The following is a 20,086-nucleotide window of genomic DNA, read 5'->3' as shown; positions in this document are numbered from 1 at the left end:
AAAGGGAAAAACCAATAATTTTTACAAAAATACGCCTTGAAACCTATCTAAAGTGCATGTTATCAAAATACTTTTTGATGCAGCTATAGATTCCGTCGATCTTACAAGCGATGTAGATATGCCGATTTGAAAAAACAACCTATTATTACTCTTTGAACGACTTCCTATGATAAATGATTTTTTCAACGAAAACTATCAATCGCTCCTTCTACTTTTAGGAACCCTGACCATCTTGATGGTGGCCTATTTCCTATTGATCAAAGTACTTCGGAAATTGGGGAAAAATCCAAAATATCTCATCCCGCCATCTTCGGTAAAGCAGGTAAGTAAACCTATTTTTCTCATTCTATTTTCCATATTGCTCAGAATGGGTTCCTTAAGGCAATTGCTCAACCTAACCCACCTCGAATTTTATTTTCGAAAGGCCAGCACCCTCCTTTTTATTTTCGCTTTTACATGGCTTGTGATCAAAGTAATCAAGATCGTCAAGCAACATGTCATGCACACCTACGACATGAATACCACCAATAACCTCAGGGCCCGAAAGGTCGCTACGCAATTCAACATACTGGAGCGCATCGTGATTTTTATCATCATTATTCTTGCGGTGGGTATCGCCCTTATGAGCTTTGACGGCATCCGTGAAATTGGGGTAAGTATATTTGCATCGGCAGGACTTGCAGGGATTATCATTGGTTTTTCCGCCCAAAAAATGATTGGTACTATTCTAGCGGGGATTCAAATCGCCATCGCCCAACCCATTAAATTAGACGATGTTGTTGTGGTCGAAGGCGAATGGGGACGTATAGAGGAAATTATGTTGACCTATGTGGTCGTGAAGATTTGGGACAAAAGGCGACTGATATTGCCGACTACCTATTTTATAGAAACTCCCTTTCAGAACTGGACCAAGTCCTCCGCCGACATTTTAGGTTCCGTTTTTTTATACACCGATTATTCGGTGCCTTTTGATGCCTTACGGGAAGAACTCACCCGGATCCTCAAAAACACAGAGCTTTGGGACGGGGAGGTCAACAATATCCAGGTTACCGATTCTAAGCCCAACCACATTGAAATCAGGGCCCTTATGAGTGCCAAGGATTCTTCCACAGCATGGGACCTTCGTGTCCTCGTTCGCGAAAAATTGATTACCTTCTTACAGCAAAATTACCCTGACAGTCTGGCCCGTACACGCCTGCAAATAGAAAATATGGAGGGCCGGGAAAATACAACCCGCGAATAGTCGTTATACCTTAAAACCAACATTTTTTAACGGTTTGTAGGGATATACCGCGCAAGGCGCTTTTCTATTTTTGTAACAAACGCCAGTTTTTTCGGCGTAAATTGAAGCTATTGCACATACCCCTCATCAAAAAAGCATTTATGCGGTTCGTATCGATTTTTCTATTGCTTATTTCTTTTTCGGTCAAGGCCCAGGAAGAAAACAGTCTCCTTTGGGAAATTTCAGGAAACGGCTTAGAGAAAACATCGTACCTATATGGCACCATGCACGTCAGTAAAAAGATTGCCTTTCGTCTAGACGATGTCTTTTTCGACGCCTTGGACAAAAGTGATATGGTCGCCTTGGAATCGGATCCGGGACTTTGGCTCGAAAAGGAAAACCTCATAGGCGGGAGTCCCTATGGCGCGGAAGCGGGATTTGTAACCAAAGGCTTCTACGCCCGATCGTTTAAAGTGGAAAACCCTAGAAAAGAAGTGTTGGGGGCCTACTTGGCCTACGAAGACCGCATTGTAAACAACATTCTCTATCGCACCAATGAACTTTCTCAAAACTTTGAAGAAGAAACCTATCTTGATATGTTCATTTATCAAGCGGGCAAAAAGTTCAACAAACCCATCATCGCCCTTGAAGATATGGAGGAATCCGCCGCCTTGGTAGGGCGGGCCAGTTTAAACGCCATAAAACAGAAACCCGACGAGTGGCTTCAAAAAAAGATGCAGCAATCCGACCCCATGTTTCTGCTTCAAGATGCCTACAGAACCCGAAACATAGCTTTATTGGACTCTATTGACCATGCCATGTATACCTCGCACTACATGAAGAACATGCTGTACATCCGCAATGCCAACATGGCCGAAAGAATGGATTCCATAATGCAAAAAGGAAAGGTGTTTGCCGGTATCGGTGCAGCACATCTGCCCGGGGAAGAAGGGGTTATTTCACTTTTAAGAAAAAAAGGATATACCGTAAAACCCTTGGTTTCGAAGGCTACTTCCAAAGGAAAGAGACTAAAACTGAAGTTTGAACAGAAGAAAAGAGAAAACCAATACAGCACTTACGGCCCGGAAGACGATTTTTTCAGCGTTGACCTGCCCAACAAATTATATCCGGTTTCCGATATCGGAAAAACTACCTATGTCTCTCCAGACTTGGCCAACGGGAGTTTTGTGGTTATCAACCGCATTCCTACCTATTCTTTTTTAAAGAAGGACGCCCTTTTCTCTTTAGAAGAGATCGACAAGCTGCTATTCGAGAACATTCCCGGAAAAATACTGGAAAAAAAACCGATCAAGAGGGGTCCGTTTGCCGGGCTTGACATCAAAAACTTGTTAAAAAACGGAGACCACCAACGTTATCAGATTTTCGAAACCCCTTTAGAACTGGTCATCATAAAAATGGGCGGGGAAGGCGATTACGTCACCCAATTTTCAGATCGGATTTTCAATAGTCTAGAATTTAGGGCCGATTCCATTCCGGATTCTAAAACGGTTTCCTCGGTCTACGACGATTTTGAAGTACGAATGCCCTCGCTGTACAGCTTTACCAATCGCAGTAGAAACGGTGACCGCTGGATAGAAGGCTATGACTCGATTGCGGACAACTACTACTTTCTCCATAAATCAGTTTTAAACGATTTCAATTTTATCGAAGTAGATACCTTTGAACTCAAGCAAATACAGAAACGCTTTTACCAAGACTTAGAGCTAAAACCCGACTACGGTCCGTTTGAAGGCAGGAAGCTCCTCTCATCGGCCGAAATTGACGCCATCCCTAAAAAACGCCTATATCTTATGACCACCTTGCGCCAGGGCGAATATTACCTTTTAGGCATGGTCGGTCGGACCCAAAAAGAGGCCGATGCATTTTTTGAATCCTTCAAACTCAAAGAAGGCAAAAGCACAAAACCTTTTGAAACCGTTATAGATACCGCCCTATACTTTAGTACAAAAAGCACGGTAAAACCACCTAAATTCGTAGAGAGCAGCACCAAGTATTACAGTGGCGCGCCCCAAGTAAAACCCTATGACCCCTTTTACAAAAAGACGGTCTACCAAAACGAAAATGGGGAAGCCGTGTCCGTAGAACTGAATAAATCGCACGATTTTTTAATGTTCAAGAATATAGATTCGGTCTGGGCCCTGCGTAAAAAGCTATACGCACATAAAAAATACAATATCATTGGAGAAGAGACCAAAACTTCCCCTAAAGGATATCACGAACTGCAAATGATCTTGACCGACACGGCCAGCACTAGGGGCATTTTGGTCAAGAACATCATCAACAACGGACTCCTTTACGAACTAAAGGCCGTAGTGGATACCATGGGTCAACCGAGTGCCTTCGTCAACGAGTTCTTTAACAACTTTGTGCCGAAAGACACCCTAATCGGACGGGATTTGCTTGAAGACAAAGTACCCGAGTTCTTTAAGGCCTTGAGCGAAAATGACAGTATAGCCCTTGACGGATACCGATTTATAAAATTCGAGCCCAAACATGCCGATTTACTCAAAAAGCACATTTCGGAATATGACCTAAACCGGGAAGACCGACACATCCAGCTGTACCTGATTCGGAAATTGGCCCAACTAAAAGGCCTTGACCTTACCGATTTCTACAAAACTTTCTATGCCAAATCATATAATAACTCCACAGCACAGGCCGTGCTCCTTCAAGAAATTGCCAAAAAGACCGATGAGGCCTCCACAAAACTACTGTTAGAATTAATGGAGACCGATTTGCCGTTGCTATCGAACACCTTCAACATCAGTCTTATATTCAAACCTTATAGAGAAAATTTGGAGCTGGCCAAAAAGTTGTACCCCAAACTATTGGATTATAGCTCCATCCCAGAATACAAGGCCCCTATTTTTTCCTTATTGGCCGAATTGCTCACCCAAAATACCATCAAACCCAAATTATACAAAAAGTACAAAACCCAGATTCTAAACGATGCCAAAACCCTTATCAAAAGACAACTGGGAAGCGACCTTGCACATATCAACGATGACTTCTACAAACTGGGTGCGAGTAAGGCCAATACAATTCTGTTAGAAAATTATATCACCTTGCTCTATCCCTTCCATACGGACAAATCGGTGGCACATTTCTTTGACCAACTCGAACTTGTAGAAGAACCTAGCGTACAAGCGACCTACCTTGCCTTATTACTGAAAAACGGGCAGCAGGTATCTCCCGAACGCTTATCGGACCTGGCTTCCGATATAAACGGCAGGCTCCCTTTGTTCAAAAAACTTAAGGAATCGCGAATGCTGCGTTATTTTCCCGCCGACTATAACTCCCAACAGCACTTGGCCGAAGCCCTACTATACGAAGACACAAAATATAACAAGGCTAAAGACTCGGTCGTCTTTACAGCCCATAAAACTTTACAGTTTCAGGGAAAAACATATGTTGGATACTACTTTAAAAAACGCACCAACGAAGATTACGACAAGAATTTCTCCATGCACTTATTGGTCTTTGAAGATGAAAAGGAATTACAGACCCAACCTTTTTATGAAAGTGAAGCCATGCGCATTGAAGATACCGACACCGAAGAAGAGGTCATTGGCTATATCACCGAAGCCTTTGAATTAAAGGACCGAAGACGTGCCGATATCTACAGACCTAATGGTTATGGACTCTTTGGCCATCACGGGTTTTAATTTGTATTTTTATACTATGTCTAGATGTATCTTTTTTTTATGCTGTATTCTAAGCCCTATTCTAGGTATAGCCCAACAAATCACCTGTTCGCCGGCCGATAAGCAAGCCGTAGAGAACAAACTCATTGCTATTGACGGTCTATTGGAAAAGGACTTTGGAAAAACCATTGTGGCCATTGGCAAAACGTTTATGGATACACCCTACGTTGCCAAAACTTTAGAGATCGGAGAAACGGAAACCCTAGTGATCAACCTGCAGGGCCTAGACTGCACCACTTATGTCGAAAACGTCTTGGCCTTTGGCCTTATGCTAAAAAAGCAAAAAACAGGCTTCCATGATTTTACGGAAACCCTTGAAAACATTCGATATAAAGATGGTAAGCTTGATGGCTACGCTTCACGGCTCCATTACTTTTCGGAGTGGATCGCCAATAACGAAAAGAAAGTCTTATTAAGGGATATTACCTCTGAAATTGGCGGGAAGGAAATCACCAAACCCATCAATTTTATGAGTACGCATCGCGACCTTTATCCGTTTTTAAGCGATGATAAGAATTTTGAAAAAGTAAAGGCTTCCGAAAACTACCTTAACCATCAACCGATTTGCATTCTGCCCCAAGATGAAATTGAGGCCAACGAACATTTGATCCAAACCGGAGATATCATCGCCTTGACCACATCCATTAACGGATTGGACGTTACCCATACCGGAATTGCTACACGGGAAAAAGACGGACGCATTCATTTGCTACACGCCTCAACAGGGTCGATGAAAGTAGAGATCTCCGAAAAACCCCTTGCCGAATACCTCAAGAAAATCAAGAAAAATACGGGAATTATGGTGGCTAGACCTACCAAATAATGCCCTTAAGACCCCAACACAAACCGACCGATCAGTTTGTTGTTGGTAAGACAGAACCCAAAATACCCTTCTATTTACCTTTTGACGAAAGTTTAACAACGCTCATCGCCCCGTTGACCGTAGCCGTTTAGGAAAATTCATCACAACACCGACTCTCCGGTCGGTTGTAGCTTTTCGCCCCTTTTAAAGCATTATCGACCCAAACAGTAAATGAGCCCCCCAAGTAAATGTTGTTTAAACTCCGGTTCGTCGTAAGATGCATTGGAATGACCGCCCGCTGTATAGAAAGCCCTTCCCCCATCATAAACATGGTACCAAGAGAACGGATGATACGCACCATTGGTCCCTCCTTTATAAGTAGACTCGTCCAATTGTATCAACGGAGTTATATCGGTATTGATGTCTTTAAAGTTATACCACTCTTCCGTTCGCACCCAATTGCTTGGCAAATGACTAGTAGAACCATGGTTGTGATCGATTACGTTCAAGCTAGCTTCCTGTATGCTAGGGTGACCATTAAAATAAGCACCTACCAGCTTGCCATACCAAGGCCAATCATATTCGGTATCGGTTGCCGCATGTACCCCCATAAAACTACCCCCAGATCGAATGTAATTTTCAAAAGCCTTTTGTTGAACGTCGTTTAAAACATCGCCCGTAGTATTTAAGAAGACCACGGTCTTGTATCGCCTTAAGTTGTTAAGGGTAAAATCGTCTCCATTTTCGGTTTGGTCCACTTCAAAATCATTGGCATCGCCCAAAGCCTTTAAGGTAGCGACCCCTTTATCTATCGAACCATGACGGAAAACGCTCGTTTTGGTAAACACCAAGACCCTGTCCGTTGTTTCAGGTATTGGCAAGGTAGTAACACGAATCGCCTCACTTTGCCGCGATTCATTTTGTGCGGCATCAACGGCCGAAACGGTAAAACCATATAAGGTAGCCGGTGCGAGTCCGTTTATAGATGTGCCCGTAGCGGTAGCCGTCTGGATCTTTTGTCCGTCTTGGTAAATGATATATTCGGTGATACCGATATTATCGGTAGCGGTACTCCATGAAAGGGCAACACTGCCCTCGGTGATATCTTCCGCCCTTAAATCGCCCGGCGCCGAGGGAGGCACGTCATCAACGTACACCTCTGCCTCAGTCGTCACTTTCAAAAGTCCACTTTGTTGAGATTCGTTTTCAGCCACGTCAAAAGCTGAAACGGAAAACGCATATTCCGTTCCGGGGGTCAAGTTCAACACTCGGTACCGCGTCTGGGTTACTGTCGCAAAAAACTCCCCGTTCATATACAACTTATAGCCCGACACGCCCACACTATCCGATGCCTCATCCCAACTCAAATCTATCGCAACCTGACCAATTGTATCGGCAGTCAAAGAGCCTGGCACCGTGGGAGCGGTGGTATCCTCCTCTTCTTGAGCTTCTTCTTTTTCGGTTCTTACGGAAAAGGGCACGCTCGCCGGCGATTCGTTTTCGGCGGCATCTAGTGCCGATATCGTATACACATACTCCGTATCGGCATCAAGCCCCGTTATGGCGTAATGGGTATCAACCACCAATGTTATAGGTTTTCCATCTTGAAAAATTCTATAATTGACCACACCGACACTATCGGTCGATGCCGCCCAATTCAATTTTAAAGAAGAGGACGTAAGGGCTTCTACACTAATATTTTTGGGTACCGTAGGAGCGATCGTATCTTTCGACACCACTCTTTCACTTAAGGTCGTAAAACTTAAGGGATCACTTTTTTCCGATGTATTGCCTGAATTATCATTAGCCACCACCGAAATGGCATATGCCGTATTAGGACTTAGTTCTTTGGCCATATATTCGGGTTCGGGCGTCTTGGCCACAAGAGCTGCATCTAGATAGACCGAATAGCCCGAAATGGGTATGCTATCATTGGTCTCCGACCATGTAAAACTCGCCGTAGTAGCTCCCAATTCGGCAAGGCGTACATCTTTGGGCGCCCTTAATACGATGCTATCGGTTTTGGTATCCTCCAAGGTTTTGACCATAAGAGCTTCACTGCTTTGGGATTCATTTTCGGCAGCATCTAAAGCACTTACCCTAAAATGGTATTCCGTGCCCCCCTCTAAATTATCAAGCAACAAAAGCGTATCACCAACCTTACCGACCAAGGTAGTATCCTTATAGACCGAATAGGAAGTAACTCCCACATTGTCGGTAGCGACCTGCCAGTATAGTTTCAGACCGTTCTTCTTTACCTCGGCCACGCCAAGCCCAACAGGAACGGAAGGCGATATGGTATCTTTCTGCGGAAGCTCTTCGAGAGGAAGCTCGACTTCCACCACATTACTCGGTTTTGAAGCCTTACCGATCAAATCGATCGCCGCCACGCTAAAACTATACGTATCACCGGCATTAAGCTGGGGCACTTGATACCACTTTCTATCAACACTGGCGATTTGGACCGTATCTTGAAACACCCTGTATTCCTTGACCGCCGAGGCATTAATATCTAGGGCCCACTTGAGCCTGACCATATTTGACGATACACTATCGACCGACAGTATTGGCGCCATGAGCACGGAACTATAATCGTTAAGGGTATCGTTTTTTATCAAGGTATCTTCTTGTACGGCCGCCTCGGTAAGCACTTTTATTTTCTCACTGAACTTAGAACTGTTACCTGCGGCATCGGCAGCACGAACGGCGAAAATATACTCGGTAGCTGCCTTCAGGTTTTTGGCATGATAGGTAGTAATAGAATCGCGAGACACCTCAACACTATCTAGATAGACCACGTATTGTACCACCTTAACATTGTCTTTTGAAGCTTGCCACGCCACGGTGACGGAAGAATCGGTAACATGAACAGGTTCTAGGTTTTTGGGAGGATGGGGGGCCTCTACATCGGTTGCCACGGTAACGGCATCGTCACTCTTGTCCTTTTCACAGGCAACAAAGAAGAAATATATACATACAAACAATGCGGAAAGCAGGCCTACAAAGGGTCTTTCTTTCATTTTCAAAGGGAAGTGTTTAAGATGAATTAGCGACTATAGTTTCTCTAAATACAAAATTCAGGAATTTCATCGATAAAAATATGCGTTTTATCGAAGGTTATTAACAAAATCGCCAACATTTGAAATCGGAGCACCGGTTTTAAGGAAGAAGTAAACCCATAAAAATTATCCATTGTTGGCCAAAGCCATCAAATATTTTTTAGGGGTGGTACCGTATTTCTTTTTAAAAGCCGAAATAAAGTGACTTGCCGTGCTATAGCCAACTTTTAGTCCCACTTCATTTACATTGTGCTGACCCGTTTCCAGCATTTTACGGGCATATTCCATTTTATAGTCGAACAAGAAGCTAAACACCGAGTCGCCATATATTTGCTTAAAACCCTCTTTCAATTTTTTGAGCGACAAACCTATTTCTTCGGAAAGTTCCGTAAGCGTAGGTGGTTCCGCCATACGTGCAATGATTATTTCCTTGGCCTTTCGAATACGCCTCACGTTATCTTCATCTACCAAAAACGGACACTGTTCAATATCGGCATCATCACTTTTGTTGAAGTATAAGGAAATCAGCTCGTAAACCTTACCCTTGATATAGAGTTCTTTAATGGAAGGATGAAGATTGTAATTCATCATCTGGCTTAAGATTACAGCTATGGCCGGGCTCACCCCTTCTTGGGCATAGTACTTTTTATCTTTGTTCTCCGCACTTAAAAACGGTATGTAATCCGCCTCTTTCGAAAACAGGGAATGGAACTTCCGGATCGTCATGACTACCGAGACCAACCACGAATTCGGCTCCAATTTCAAATCCATGGGCAAATCGATCTGCGTATTGTAAAGCAGTAATGAATTCTCTTCAGAAACCTCAAGATGGTAATTGCCCTGATTGAATACAAATCGGGCCTTTCCCTTCAAACAAAAATGAAACTGAATATAACTACTGTCGATATCACGCACTACATGTTGGGTTTCAGCGGTATCGTTTTGAATTTTAAGCACATAAAACCCGTCTTCGATAAGCACTTCCTGAAATGAACCTTGAGCGATATTTTTTCCTTCCATATAAAACAAGAATTGGCAGGTTTCTATTTAGAAACGTTCTAAATAGATGCACCGTAAAGCGCAGTGTTTCCTACAAAATTACTGGTTTTCAACGGATTTATATCCATATACAACTAAAAAAACCCTAAACGACACTTATTGTTCCTCTAGCGTTACTTTTATAAGCATAAGCCTCTTATTTTTGTGTGCGCTTTGAAAAGCTTTCATGAAAGATTACCATATTTCAAAAAACAACTCGTTCTATACCATTGGCCTTAGCTACTTAAAAGCTGACGCCGAGGTACGTGGCAAATTCAGCCTAAACGATGCTGCCATGGAGAACATTTTGGTGGAAGCCAAAAAATTGGGCATTGACGGCCTCTTAGTAACTTCCACTTGTAACCGCACCGAACTTAACGGTTTTGCCCAGCACCCCTTTCAACTGATCAAATTACTTTGCGATAACACCTCCGGCTCCGTCGAGGAGTTTCAAGAGGTAGCCTACATCTACAAGAACAACGATGCCATCAATCATCTGTTTCGGGTAGGTACCGGTTTAGATAGCCAGATTTTGGGCGATTTTGAAATCATCAGTCAATTGAGGGCCAGCTTCAACCGCTCTAAAAAATACGGCATTGCAAACCCGTTCGTCGAACGCCTTTGCAATTCGGTCATTCAAGCCAGCAAGCGCATCAAGAACGAAACCGAAATTTCTTCGGGCGCCACATCGGTCTCCTTTGCATCGGTACGCTATATTATGGAGAACGTTGCCGACATCTCGGCGAAGAACATCTTGCTTTTCGGTACGGGTAAAATTGGCCGGAACACCTGTGAGAACCTGATCAAGCATACGAAAAATACACATATTACCCTTATTAACCGTACCAAGGACAAGGCGGAAAAAATTGCGGGTAAATTTCATTTGGTGGTCAAGGATTACGGAGACCTACAAACCGAGATTCGTTCTACCGACGTGCTTATCGTAGCAACAGGTGCGCAATCGCCCACCATATCAAAAGAGCTCATCCATACCAAGAAGCCCCTTTTGATCTTAGACCTTTCCATTCCGAAGAATGTTTCCGACAATGTAGAGGATTTTGACAATGTTACTTTGGTACACTTAGATCAGCTTTCCCGAATTACCGACGACACCTTAGAGCGCAGAAAGCAATTTATTCCCGAAGCGGAAATTATTATAGACGAGGTGAAAGGTGATTTCATCCAATGGCTTGAAACCCGTAAATTCGCCCCCGTCATCAAGGCCTTGAAAAAGAAGCTCAAAACAATGAAAGACGAAGAAATGGACTATCAGTCCAAAAAATTATCGGACTTCAACGAGCAACAGGCCGACGTAATATCCAATAGAATCATTCAAAAAATAACAAAGCAGTTCGCTAATCATCTCAAAGACGACAATGTCGATTCTGACACCAGTCTAGAACTCATTCAAAAAGTCTTCCAACTCGAACTCGACACTCCATGAGCAAGGTCATACGAATCGGTACACGCGATAGCGAATTAGCGCTATGGCAGGCAAATACCGTTAAAAACAAACTTGAAGCTTTAGGTCATAAAACTACATTGGTTCCCGTAAAATCTACAGGAGACTTGGTTCTTGACAAACCACTGTACGAACTGGGCATTACCGGTATTTTTACCAAAACCCTTGACGTGGCCATGCTTAATGGCGATATCGATATAGCCGTACACAGTATGAAAGATGTTCCGACGGCCCTTCCAAAAGGCATCGTACAGGCCGCCGTATTGGAGCGCGCCAACTTTCTTGACATACTGGCCTTTAAAAAGAACGAAGAGTTCATGGGCGAAAGGGATGCTATAATCGCTACCGGAAGCCTTCGCCGAAAGGCACAATGGCTCAACCGCTACCCGACCCATACAGTGGTCGACCTTAGGGGCAACATCAATAGCCGGTACGAAAAACTCGAGAACAACGATTGGAACGGTGCCATTTTTGCCGCCGCCGGGCTTGAACGCATCGGTCTCGAACCCGAAAACACCATTGGCCTCACCTGGATGGTGCCAGCACCCGCACAAGGTGCCATAATGGTCGTAGCCAAAGAAGATGACGAGTTTATTCGCGAAGCCTGTGCCGAAATCAACCATGAGCCAACGGAAATATGTACCAAACTCGAACGTGAGTTCCTTCGTATTTTAGAAGGAGGCTGTTCGGCTCCCATAGGGGCATTGGCGACCATTAGCAAAGAAAACGAAGTAACCCTTAAAGGGGTGCTCCTGACCGTTGATGGCAAGAAAAAACTAGAGGCCGAGTTCACGGCCCCCTTGGGCAAGCATTCCTACTTGGCCAAAGACTGTGCGAACAGCATCCTTAGCCGCGGAGGGAAGTTACTTATGACTTACGCAACGGACATTGTTGAAAACACCAAAATATTTTCAACGAGAACCCTCACCCCTGATCAAATCAACCTTTTTGACCAAGACATCAAGGTGAAATCGGAAGATTTTATCAAAATCAGTCCCAACCGAATTTCCAGTCTTATCCTAAAGAAAGAAATTCAAAACGTAATCATCACGAGCCAGAATACGGTAGAGGCGATTTTAAAAAGCGTATCCCCCGAAGAATTAAAGTTTAAGAATATCTATTGTGTAGGCGGAAAGACCAAACGCATGATCAAGCGTTATATCGGCCCTGTAAAGCACCAAGAAAAAGACGCTAAAAATTTGGCCAATTATTTGGTGGAGTACATGGAAGGAACCGAGGTTACTTATTTCTGTAGCAACCTTAGACTTGACCACCTGCCCACTGTCTTGGCCGAGAACAATATTAAGGTAAGGGAAATCGAAGCCTATACCACCAAACACGCTCCCGCAGAAGTGGAGGATAGTGTTGAAGGTATTATGTTTTACAGCCCCTCGACCATTACCAGCTATTTGCTAAAGAACAGCCCTGACAACAGAGTGGCTTACTGCATTGGGGATACCACGGCCGAGGAGGCAAGAAAACACTTTGAAACGGTTTATGTAGCCAAAATTCCTACGGTAGAGAGCGTTATCGAGTTGGTGAACCAGACCTACGGTAAGGATTAATTTGTTTTACGATTGGAATAAAAAAACGGACTTCCCCTTCTAAGGGAATCAAAATACACCTATGTCACTAAAGAACGACCTTTTTCTTAGGGCCCTAAAGGGCGAAACGGTTGATCGTCCACCGGTTTGGATGATGCGCCAAGCCGGAAGATTTCTTCCCGAGTTTATGGAAATCAGAAAGAAATACGATTTCTTTACGCGCTGCCAGACCCCTGAATTGGCTTCGGAAATTACCGTACAGCCGATTCGCAGGTTCGGTATGGACGCCGCGATTCTTTTTAGCGACATCCTGGTCATACCCCAGGCCATGAATATCGAAGTAGAGATGAAGCCGAACTTTGGCCCCTACCTACCCAACCCTATTCGCTCTCAAAAAGATCTTGATAGCGTTATCGTTCCCGATGTGAACGAGGCTTTGGGCTATGTAATGGACGCCATAAAGCTTACTAAGGAAAAACTGAACAACGAAGTACCTCTAATCGGTTTTGCTGGATCACCCTGGACCATTCTGTGCTATTGTGTACAAGGACAAGGAAGCAAGACCTTCGACAAGGCCAAAGAACTTTGCTTTACCCAACCGGTAGTGGCCCACGAACTTTTACAAAAAATAACGGATACCACCATTGCCTACCTAAAGGCGAAAATCAGGGCCGGCGTAGACGCCGTACAGGTTTTCGATTCTTGGGGCGGTATGTTATCCCCCACCGATTACAATGAGTTTTCTTGGCAGTATATCCAACAGATCATCGACGCCCTAAAAGACGAAAGTCCCGTTATCGTATTCGGTAAAGGTTGCTGGTTCGCCCTAGGCGACATGGCCAAATCGGGAGCGGCCGCTCTTGGTGTAGATTGGACCTGCTCCGCGCGAAACGCACGATACCTCACTGGAGGAAAAGTTACCTTACAGGGTAATTTTGACCCGGCCCGATTGCTCTCTCCTCCTTCCGAAATAAAGAAGATGGTGACGCAAATGATCAATGAATTCGGTAAAGACAGCTATATCGCCAATCTCGGCCATGGTATTTTGCCCAACGTTCCCGTAGAGAACGCAAAAGCTTTTATCGACGCGGTAAAAGAGTGGAAGCCCGTAAGCTAGACCCGCACCGACTATGGAAAACGAAAACACCCAGATTGCCCTTTTCGAACACTTTTCCATAGAACCCATACATGAAAAGTACGCTTGGCGTATGTGCGACTTCGTAACAATAAACACCAAGCGTTTACAGCGCTACTTTCCAAAAACCTTGGCCGCAAACCTAAATCCCACCCTTTCGCAAATCTTTGTGGAAGAAAAGGTACGCGAGTACATGAAAAGGGAGGAGTTTCTTTTTGTGCTAAAAGACAATGAAAGCCGAGCCCTTATCGGACTTGTCTATATCAAGGAACTGGACTGGGAAAAACGACAGGCCGAATTGGCCTACTGCATCGGATATCAATACGAAGGAAAGGGCATCACTTCGCTGGCCGTAGATACCTTATCGAAATACGCCATTAAGGAATTAGGACTCAAGACACTCAACATCATCGCCCATAAAACCAATACAGGTAGTGTAAGAGTTGCCGAAAAATGCGGCTACACATGGCGAAAGCAACTCCCCAAAGAACACACCCCGCCTAATGAAGCCCCTCTTGACATGGAGCTCTATGTGCTTTCGGTATAAAATCGCAGCTTACTAAAATAAACCGCTTTTGTCGAGCATATCGCTTCATAGCTTCCCCCGTAAGTCGTAAATTTACAGCCGATTCGCATAAAACCATTTCTCTTGATGAAAGACAAATTCTTTAGCTACATTCAAAACCTTCAAGATTCGATTACCAACAAACTTGAGGAAATCGATGGTAAAGTCAAGTTCCACGAAGACCTATGGGAGCGGCCGGAAGGTGGCGGTGGACGTACCCGCGTCATCGAGAACGGAGACGTTTTTGAAAAAGGAGGGGTAAATATATCTGCCGTACACGGCGCTTTGCCCAAAAGCATGCAAAGCTACTTTGGTGTTGAAGATGCCGATTTTTATGCCTGTGGATTGAGTTTGGTGCTACACCCGAAAAATCCCATGGTACCCACCGTTCATGCCAATTGGCGGTATTTTGAAATGTACGACAAGGAAGGAAACATTGTAGATCAATGGTTCGGCGGCGGACAAGACCTAACCCCTTACTACCTTTTTGATGAAGATGCCATTCATTTTCATACCGTGTGCAAGGCCGCCTGCGATGCACATGACCCCAATTTCTACTCGACCTACAAGAAGAAATGTGACGATTACTTTTGGAATGCCCACAGAAATGAAGCTCGTGGTATAGGCGGACTCTTTTTCGACTATTGCAAGGCTACCGAAGGGATGGACATGCAGAATTGGTACAATTTCGTAACCGAAGTAGGCAACAGCTTTCTAGAAAGTTATGTACCGATTGTTTTAAAAAGGAAAAATCTGGACTACACCTCTGAACAAAGGGACTGGCAAGAAATCAGAAGAGGACGTTATGTTGAATTCAACTTGGTTCACGATAAAGGCACCTTGTTCGGCCTAAAGACGAACGGGAGAATAGAAAGCATTTTAATGAGTTTGCCTCCCCATGTTCAATGGCGCTACGATCACCAGCCGGAAAGCGGAAGTGAAGAAGAGCGCTTACTCAACATTCTTAAGTCTCCCAAGGACTGGGTATAAATTTGTAAGGCCTCATTATGTCAAAAAAAGGCAAAGAAAAGAACAAGGCCAACAAGGCCAAACACACCAAGCTTCTGAACCGAAAGAAAAACAAGCTCAAATCAGAAAAGCTGAACCGTAAGCAGCGTCTAAAAGAAATCATTTCGCTGAGTAAGCAAAAAGAAAATCGATCCGGGGACCATGAGTAAGCAAAAACCGTTGCGTTTTTTCTTTTCGGGGGTAGTCCATTCTACCACCTACCTCCTTATTTCCCTATGTTTTTTATCGTCTTGCCAGTCGAAAAAAACGAAAAGCGACCTAGACATTGTCTTTACCCAAGACACCCTAAACGTTGGCTACACCTATTGGTGGGAAGAATCAGGCCCCTTCATCGGCTACTGCGGAAAAGAATACGGATTGGTATTTTCTGGTATCGTCACACAAATCGACTCCCCGACCAATGAAGCCGCCCCACTGTATATCTCCCAACGCGGGACCATAGCCATTGAGGAAGTCTATAAGATAAAGCCTTTGGAAAGTCACGGCTACGCCAATCAAAAATACTTTGTTTCCGATTGCTTTAACAACCTAGATGTGTCAGTAGGGGATAAAGTACTGGTGTTCTGCTACGATTATGAAGATCAAATCAGCATCCCAGGACCCAACTCGATTGTCCCAATCAGTGATTTCGACCACCCTTTGGTTCAAGCGACCAAACGGTATATCGATGAAGATGAAGATGGGGCGGCCATAAAAAGGGATTCCAGCCTATGGTCGGCCTATGGTTATGGTAAACAAGTGGACCAGCTGCTACGCTGTAAAGAACATACCGAAGATGCTATTTCCAAGTAATCGTCTTTTCGGAAACCTCCTTAAATTGATAAACCACATGGGCCAAACGCGCCTTTAGCAGTTCCCTTCTACCCGACCGGGTTCGTGTATACAGGAGTTCTGAATCGTCTACGTGCTTCTTCCAAAAGCGATGAAAGCTTAAGGCATCTTCTTTTCGCCTCCCTAAGCTTTGTGGTACTACATAATACTTGCGGATACCCCATTTTTTCTTTAACCCATGGTTGCCGATCAATAAGTACCTCGGATTCTCAACAGGGGCCAGTATTTCGTGCAGCAATTGTACAAATAAATTACATTCGTAATTACTAGCTCCTTTTAGGTAACAAACAAAGGCACCATTGGCCTGCTGTTCGGCCGAAACGGAAACCCTAGAGTCTTCCGTATGGATCTGCCCTGTTTGCATGAGATAGTCTAACAAAGCATTAGCTATCTTCTTGGTCTTCTTAAAAGCGTTTCCGAATAAGAAATACAGCTTTAGGGCCTTATAGGTTTTTGGGGCAAAACCAATGATTATACCCGCCAATAAAAAATACATAAAGGCAAAAACACCCTTGTTCAGTAGCGTTGTTATATTCTTCATCAGAAACTCAGGCAGAAAGAGCCCCAAACCGGCGACCACCTCAATAAGCAGATATTGTGCCGCATCTACCGAACGCATTTTTTTGGCTTTTCTAAAAGGCGTTTTTCCCGCATAGGGTATCTTCACCTCCCTTACCAGCACACTACCCTTATCTATAGCCTCATGCCACCTCCCCTTTAACGTTTCGCGATTTGAGGCCGAATCAACCATGGTTTTGTTCAGTTCGTCAAGCTGGGCTTCCCCACTAAAGAGTTCTGGCAGCTGCAGTCTATCCAGTCCATTTTCAATATAAGCCTCGCCCACTATAGAAACCCCTGAAAAAGCGGTAAACCTCCGCTTTAGTTTTTCCAAGTCCTTACCGCCATCGGTCGCAGTAGGGTCCAAACAAGCCAAGTGCCAAATGTTTCCACTCTTGTCGGGGTCATTGGTATCGGTTCGAATCGCCCTACCCCGCATTTGGTTTGAAGACACAAAAGACCCAACATAAGACGCCAATACCAAGGTATTTATAGCAGGGGCGTCCCAACCTTCCCCCAAAAGGGATTTTGTACCAATGAGTATTTTTATTTTCCCTAACTGAAAAAGCCGGGTGACCACCCCTACAATCCTATTCTTGTGAGTCCCCGAAACCGAAATCTCTACAAAATCGCGATCCGAAGACATGGGTTTCATACCAATGGCCCCATCATCGCCCAACAACGCTTCAAAATCGGCGGTTAGTTTTTTATGAAGCACCACTAGAGAGCCCGTAAGAATGGCCAAATCATCCTTTTGCCCGAATTTTATCCGGAGGTACTGAAAAATAGATACCACTCCCAATTTATTGAGTGGGCGCGTCGCCTCCCCTTTAAATTCTAAAAATTCCTTTCGTATAAAATCAGTAAGTACTACCGCCTTCAAGCGATTGCCTAGCACCTTGTGTTCTTCCTCAAGAATATTATGAATACTTCTCAATTTACTAGAACTACTCGCCAAAGTCCTATAGAGCCGCTCATCTCCAACAAAATTCACCCTTTTCTTTTCGTATACCCCAATACGGGCCAATCGCTTTTCAATCTTATTCAAGATGGACTCGTATGTGATCAACCCTTCACGCTGGACCACCAAGAGCTCTTGCAACAACAACTCTATCCATTCATACGTAAGCGCGGGAAACTCAACCGTTTTCCCCTCAAAACCGAGAAATAGCAATTTCTCTTTATCAATCTGAACCCCTGCGGAATTCAGAAAAATCAAGATGGTCGACAAAAACGAAGGTTTGGCATAAATTTCCTCAAGTCTATCTTCGGTTTCCGCATAAAAGGGATGCTCCAAAAGAAGCTTTTGAAACCCTATATCGGCCTTCAGTTCACTCATAAACCGAATAATATTCTCCCTATACGTGACAATAGATTTTATCTGTGCCTCTGAAGGTTTGGAGAAATACACAAAATCTTGATGCGGACAAAGGTCTCCGTTCTTTATAAGATCAGGTACGGCAATTTCATCATCTATAGGACCACAGAGCTCAAAGTACTTTTCGAGTTCCCCTCCTGAACTATCATAGGGCGGTGTTGCCGTCAACGCGATAACGGTCAAGCCCTTGATTTTCTTTAAGGCCATCAGACATTTATACCATTCGTTTTTTAAATGATGTGCCTCATCCAGCACAATGGTTTTTATACCATTCTTCGTGATGAATTGCAACAGGGAATCCTCTCCGTCGCCAGCAAAACGTTTGCTTAATGCATGTAACGACTGGTAGGTAGAAAAAGTCAAAAGTTGAGGCACCCTAAGATCCATGCTATAATCGGAAAACGAAGGGTCTTTTAAAAAAAACGATACCAATCGGTCTTTCCATTGGTTCCTAATAGTCAGTGTGGGCGCCAAGACCAAGGTGCGCTTATTGACCCTACGCAGCACTTCCAATCCTAAAATGGTCTTTCCTGAGCCAGGAGGGGCCACCACATGCAAATGACTATCCTCTATATGGTCTTCGAAATTATCTAGAAAACCCTGCTGATAGCTACGCCATTCAAACTTAAATTTTAGGAGGTCTATAAGTTGCATCAAGAGTTGGTCCGTTTTCTGTTTTTTAGGAGGATAATAAGTAACTTTGGGTATTCAAAAATAGGCAAAAGTATGTACCCACTTAGAAGAAACCGTAGATTAAGAACAAACGATTCCATCAGACATTTAGTACGCGAAACCATTTTATCTCCCAAGGATTTTCTGGTACCGCTTTTTGTGACGGAAGGCAAGGGCATCAAAGAAGAGATCGCCTCTATGCCGGATTATTACAGATTGAGCCTCGACCTTCTAGAAACCGAGATCAAGGAACTATGGAATATGGGCTTACATGCCGTTTTGCTTTTCGTAAAAGTACCGGACGAGCTCAAGGACAATAAAGGCACCGAGGCCCTCAACGATGACGGACTCATGCAACGTGCCATAAAAACCATAAAAAACGCATGTCCGGACATGTTGGTAATGACCGATGTCGCCATGGACCCCTATTCTTCGTTCGGCCATGATGGTATAGTCGAGAACGGATTGATCCTCAATGATGAAACTTCAGAATTTTTGGCAGAAATGAGCGTTTCCCATGCCTTGGCCGGGGCAGATTTTGTTGCGCCGAGCGATATGATGGACGGCCGTATCCTTTCGATTCGTGAGGCCTTAGAAGATGAAGGCCTTATCAATACCGGAATCATGAGCTACAGTGCCAAATACGCCAGTGCCTTCTATGGCCCCTTTAGAGACGCCTTGGATTCGGCTCCCGTGGATGTCAAGAACGTCCCCAAGAACAAAAAAACCTATCAAATGGATTATGCCAATCGGTTTGAAGCCCTAAAGGAAACCGAAATGGATGTCGATGAAGGAGCGGATATCGTTATGGTAAAACCCGGACTCTGCTACCTAGATATCGTACGTGAAATTCGCAATGAAGTAGATGTACCCGTTGCCGTATACCAAGTAAGCGGCGAGTATGCCATGGTAAAAGCAGCCGCAGAAAAAGGATGGCTAGACCACGATGCCGTAGTAATGGAGCAACTGACCGCCATGAAAAGAGCCGGCGCCAATATCATTGCGACATATTTTGCCAAAGATGCCATTCGCTTGTTAGATTAAACCGACCCACAAAGTGATGCGA

14 protein-coding genes are annotated in these 20,086 nt (G+C 44.2%); 11 read left to right on the top strand and 3 right to left on the bottom strand.

Translation table 11 applies throughout. The features are described 5' to 3' along the window. Positions 1-166 precede the first annotated feature (166 nt). From ZOBGAL_RS08835 to ZOBGAL_RS08825, 3 genes are all read left to right on the top strand, one after another. Positions 167-1,243 carry a mechanosensitive ion channel family protein gene (locus ZOBGAL_RS08835; protein WP_013993231.1) on the top strand — a complete coding sequence of 359 codons (1,077 nt, stop codon included), beginning with the start codon at positions 167-169 and terminating at the stop codon, positions 1,241-1,243. A gap of 140 nt (positions 1,244-1,383) precedes the next feature. Beyond that, positions 1,384-4,908, top strand: coding sequence for a TraB/GumN family protein (locus ZOBGAL_RS08830; protein ID WP_013993230.1), 3,525 nt, complete (start codon positions 1,384-1,386; stop codon positions 4,906-4,908). Between the two features lie 16 nt (positions 4,909-4,924). Beyond that, positions 4,925-5,770: an N-acetylmuramoyl-L-alanine amidase-like domain-containing protein gene (locus tag ZOBGAL_RS08825; RefSeq protein ID WP_013993229.1), complete on the top strand. Its 846-nt coding sequence runs from the start codon at positions 4,925-4,927 to the stop codon at positions 5,768-5,770. Positions 5,771-5,961: 191 nt separating this feature from the next. Here ZOBGAL_RS08825 and ZOBGAL_RS23040 read toward each other — a convergent pair whose 3' ends face one another. Then, positions 5,962-8,769, bottom strand: coding sequence for a ThuA domain-containing protein (locus ZOBGAL_RS23040; RefSeq protein WP_013993227.1), 2,808 nt, complete (start codon positions 8,767-8,769; stop codon positions 5,962-5,964). A 165-nt stretch (positions 8,770-8,934) separates the two neighbouring features. Then, complete coding sequence (locus ZOBGAL_RS08815) at positions 8,935-9,828, bottom strand: helix-turn-helix transcriptional regulator (protein ID WP_013993225.1); 894 nt, start codon at positions 9,826-9,828, stop codon at positions 8,935-8,937. A gap of 205 nt (positions 9,829-10,033) precedes the next feature. Between ZOBGAL_RS08815 and hemA the strand changes: the two genes are divergently transcribed. The 7 genes from hemA to ZOBGAL_RS08785 all read left to right on the top strand — a co-directional run bounded on the left by hemA (position 10,034) and on the right by ZOBGAL_RS08785 (position 16,373). Continuing rightward, positions 10,034-11,290, top strand: a complete 1,257-nt coding sequence (gene hemA / locus ZOBGAL_RS08810; RefSeq protein ID WP_013993224.1) for a glutamyl-tRNA reductase — start codon at positions 10,034-10,036, stop codon at positions 11,288-11,290. Continuing rightward, complete coding sequence (hemC, locus tag ZOBGAL_RS08805; RefSeq protein ID WP_013993223.1) at positions 11,287-12,873, top strand: hydroxymethylbilane synthase; 1,587 nt, start codon at positions 11,287-11,289, stop codon at positions 12,871-12,873. The genes hemA and hemC overlap by 4 nt, the downstream gene beginning before the upstream one ends. 61 nt (positions 12,874-12,934) lie before the next feature. Further along, positions 12,935-13,969 carry a uroporphyrinogen decarboxylase gene (gene hemE, locus ZOBGAL_RS08800; protein ID WP_013993222.1) on the top strand — a complete coding sequence of 345 codons (1,035 nt, stop codon included), beginning with the start codon at positions 12,935-12,937 and terminating at the stop codon, positions 13,967-13,969. 13 nt (positions 13,970-13,982) lie between these two features. After that, positions 13,983-14,534 (top strand): GNAT family N-acetyltransferase, encoded by a 552-nt coding sequence (locus tag ZOBGAL_RS08795; protein WP_013993221.1) that lies wholly within the window; start codon positions 13,983-13,985, stop codon positions 14,532-14,534. Between the two features lie 105 nt (positions 14,535-14,639). Next, positions 14,640-15,542: an oxygen-dependent coproporphyrinogen oxidase gene (gene hemF / locus ZOBGAL_RS08790; RefSeq protein ID WP_013993220.1), complete on the top strand. Its 903-nt coding sequence runs from the start codon at positions 14,640-14,642 to the stop codon at positions 15,540-15,542. A gap of 17 nt (positions 15,543-15,559) precedes the next feature. Then, entirely contained in the window at positions 15,560-15,730 is a 171-nt protein-coding gene (locus tag ZOBGAL_RS23675; RefSeq protein WP_013993219.1) for a hypothetical protein, read from the top strand. Next, the gene (locus ZOBGAL_RS08785; RefSeq protein ID WP_013993218.1) at positions 15,723-16,373 is read left to right on the top strand and encodes a hypothetical protein; all 651 of its coding nucleotides are present in this window, start codon (positions 15,723-15,725) and stop codon (positions 16,371-16,373) included. Before ZOBGAL_RS23675 ends, ZOBGAL_RS08785 begins: the two co-directional genes overlap by 8 nt. Here ZOBGAL_RS08785 and ZOBGAL_RS08780 read toward each other — a convergent pair. Further along, on the bottom strand, positions 16,360-19,002 hold the full coding sequence (locus tag ZOBGAL_RS08780; protein WP_013993217.1) for a DEAD/DEAH box helicase family protein: 2,643 nt from the start codon (positions 19,000-19,002) through the stop codon (positions 16,360-16,362). The genes ZOBGAL_RS08785 and ZOBGAL_RS08780 overlap by 14 nt on opposite strands. Positions 19,003-19,074: 72 nt before the next feature. Here ZOBGAL_RS08780 and hemB point away from each other — a divergent pair, with 72 nt between their 5' ends. Next, on the top strand, positions 19,075-20,064 hold the full coding sequence (gene hemB / locus ZOBGAL_RS08775) for a porphobilinogen synthase (RefSeq protein ID WP_013993216.1): 990 nt from the start codon (positions 19,075-19,077) through the stop codon (positions 20,062-20,064). The last annotated feature ends 22 nt before the right edge of the window (positions 20,065-20,086 follow it).

Origin of the sequence: Zobellia galactanivorans (assembly GCF_000973105.1) — a bacterium.
GTDB classification, from domain to species: Bacteria; Bacteroidota; Bacteroidia; order Flavobacteriales; family Flavobacteriaceae; genus Zobellia; species Zobellia galactanivorans.
The sequence above is the reverse complement of the archived record's forward strand: the minus strand, read 5'-3'. Positions and strand labels throughout refer to the sequence as shown.

Excerpts from the sequence above, each read along its gene's own strand:
- ZOBGAL_RS08835 (WP_013993231.1), top strand. The coding sequence starts at position 167 with ATGATAAATGATTTTTTCAACGAAAACTATCAATCGCTCCTTCTACTT.
- ZOBGAL_RS08830 (WP_013993230.1), top strand. The coding sequence starts at position 1,384 with ATGCGGTTCGTATCGATTTTTCTATTGCTTATTTCTTTTTCGGTCAAG.
- ZOBGAL_RS08825 (WP_013993229.1), top strand. The coding sequence starts at position 4,925 with ATGTCTAGATGTATCTTTTTTTTATGCTGTATTCTAAGCCCTATTCTA.
- ZOBGAL_RS23040 (WP_013993227.1), bottom strand. The coding sequence starts at position 8,769 with ATGAAAGAAAGACCCTTTGTAGGCCTGCTTTCCGCATTGTTTGTATGT.
- ZOBGAL_RS08815 (WP_013993225.1), bottom strand. The coding sequence starts at position 9,828 with ATGGAAGGAAAAAATATCGCTCAAGGTTCATTTCAGGAAGTGCTTATC.
- hemA (WP_013993224.1), top strand. The coding sequence starts at position 10,034 with ATGAAAGATTACCATATTTCAAAAAACAACTCGTTCTATACCATTGGC.
- hemC (WP_013993223.1), top strand. The coding sequence starts at position 11,287 with ATGAGCAAGGTCATACGAATCGGTACACGCGATAGCGAATTAGCGCTA.
- hemE (WP_013993222.1), top strand. The coding sequence starts at position 12,935 with ATGTCACTAAAGAACGACCTTTTTCTTAGGGCCCTAAAGGGCGAAACG.
- ZOBGAL_RS08795 (WP_013993221.1), top strand. The coding sequence starts at position 13,983 with ATGGAAAACGAAAACACCCAGATTGCCCTTTTCGAACACTTTTCCATA.
- hemF (WP_013993220.1), top strand. The coding sequence starts at position 14,640 with ATGAAAGACAAATTCTTTAGCTACATTCAAAACCTTCAAGATTCGATT.
- ZOBGAL_RS23675 (WP_013993219.1), top strand. The coding sequence starts at position 15,560 with ATGTCAAAAAAAGGCAAAGAAAAGAACAAGGCCAACAAGGCCAAACAC.
- ZOBGAL_RS08785 (WP_013993218.1), top strand. The coding sequence starts at position 15,723 with ATGAGTAAGCAAAAACCGTTGCGTTTTTTCTTTTCGGGGGTAGTCCAT.
- ZOBGAL_RS08780 (WP_013993217.1), bottom strand. The coding sequence starts at position 19,002 with ATGCAACTTATAGACCTCCTAAAATTTAAGTTTGAATGGCGTAGCTAT.
- hemB (WP_013993216.1), top strand. The coding sequence starts at position 19,075 with ATGTACCCACTTAGAAGAAACCGTAGATTAAGAACAAACGATTCCATC.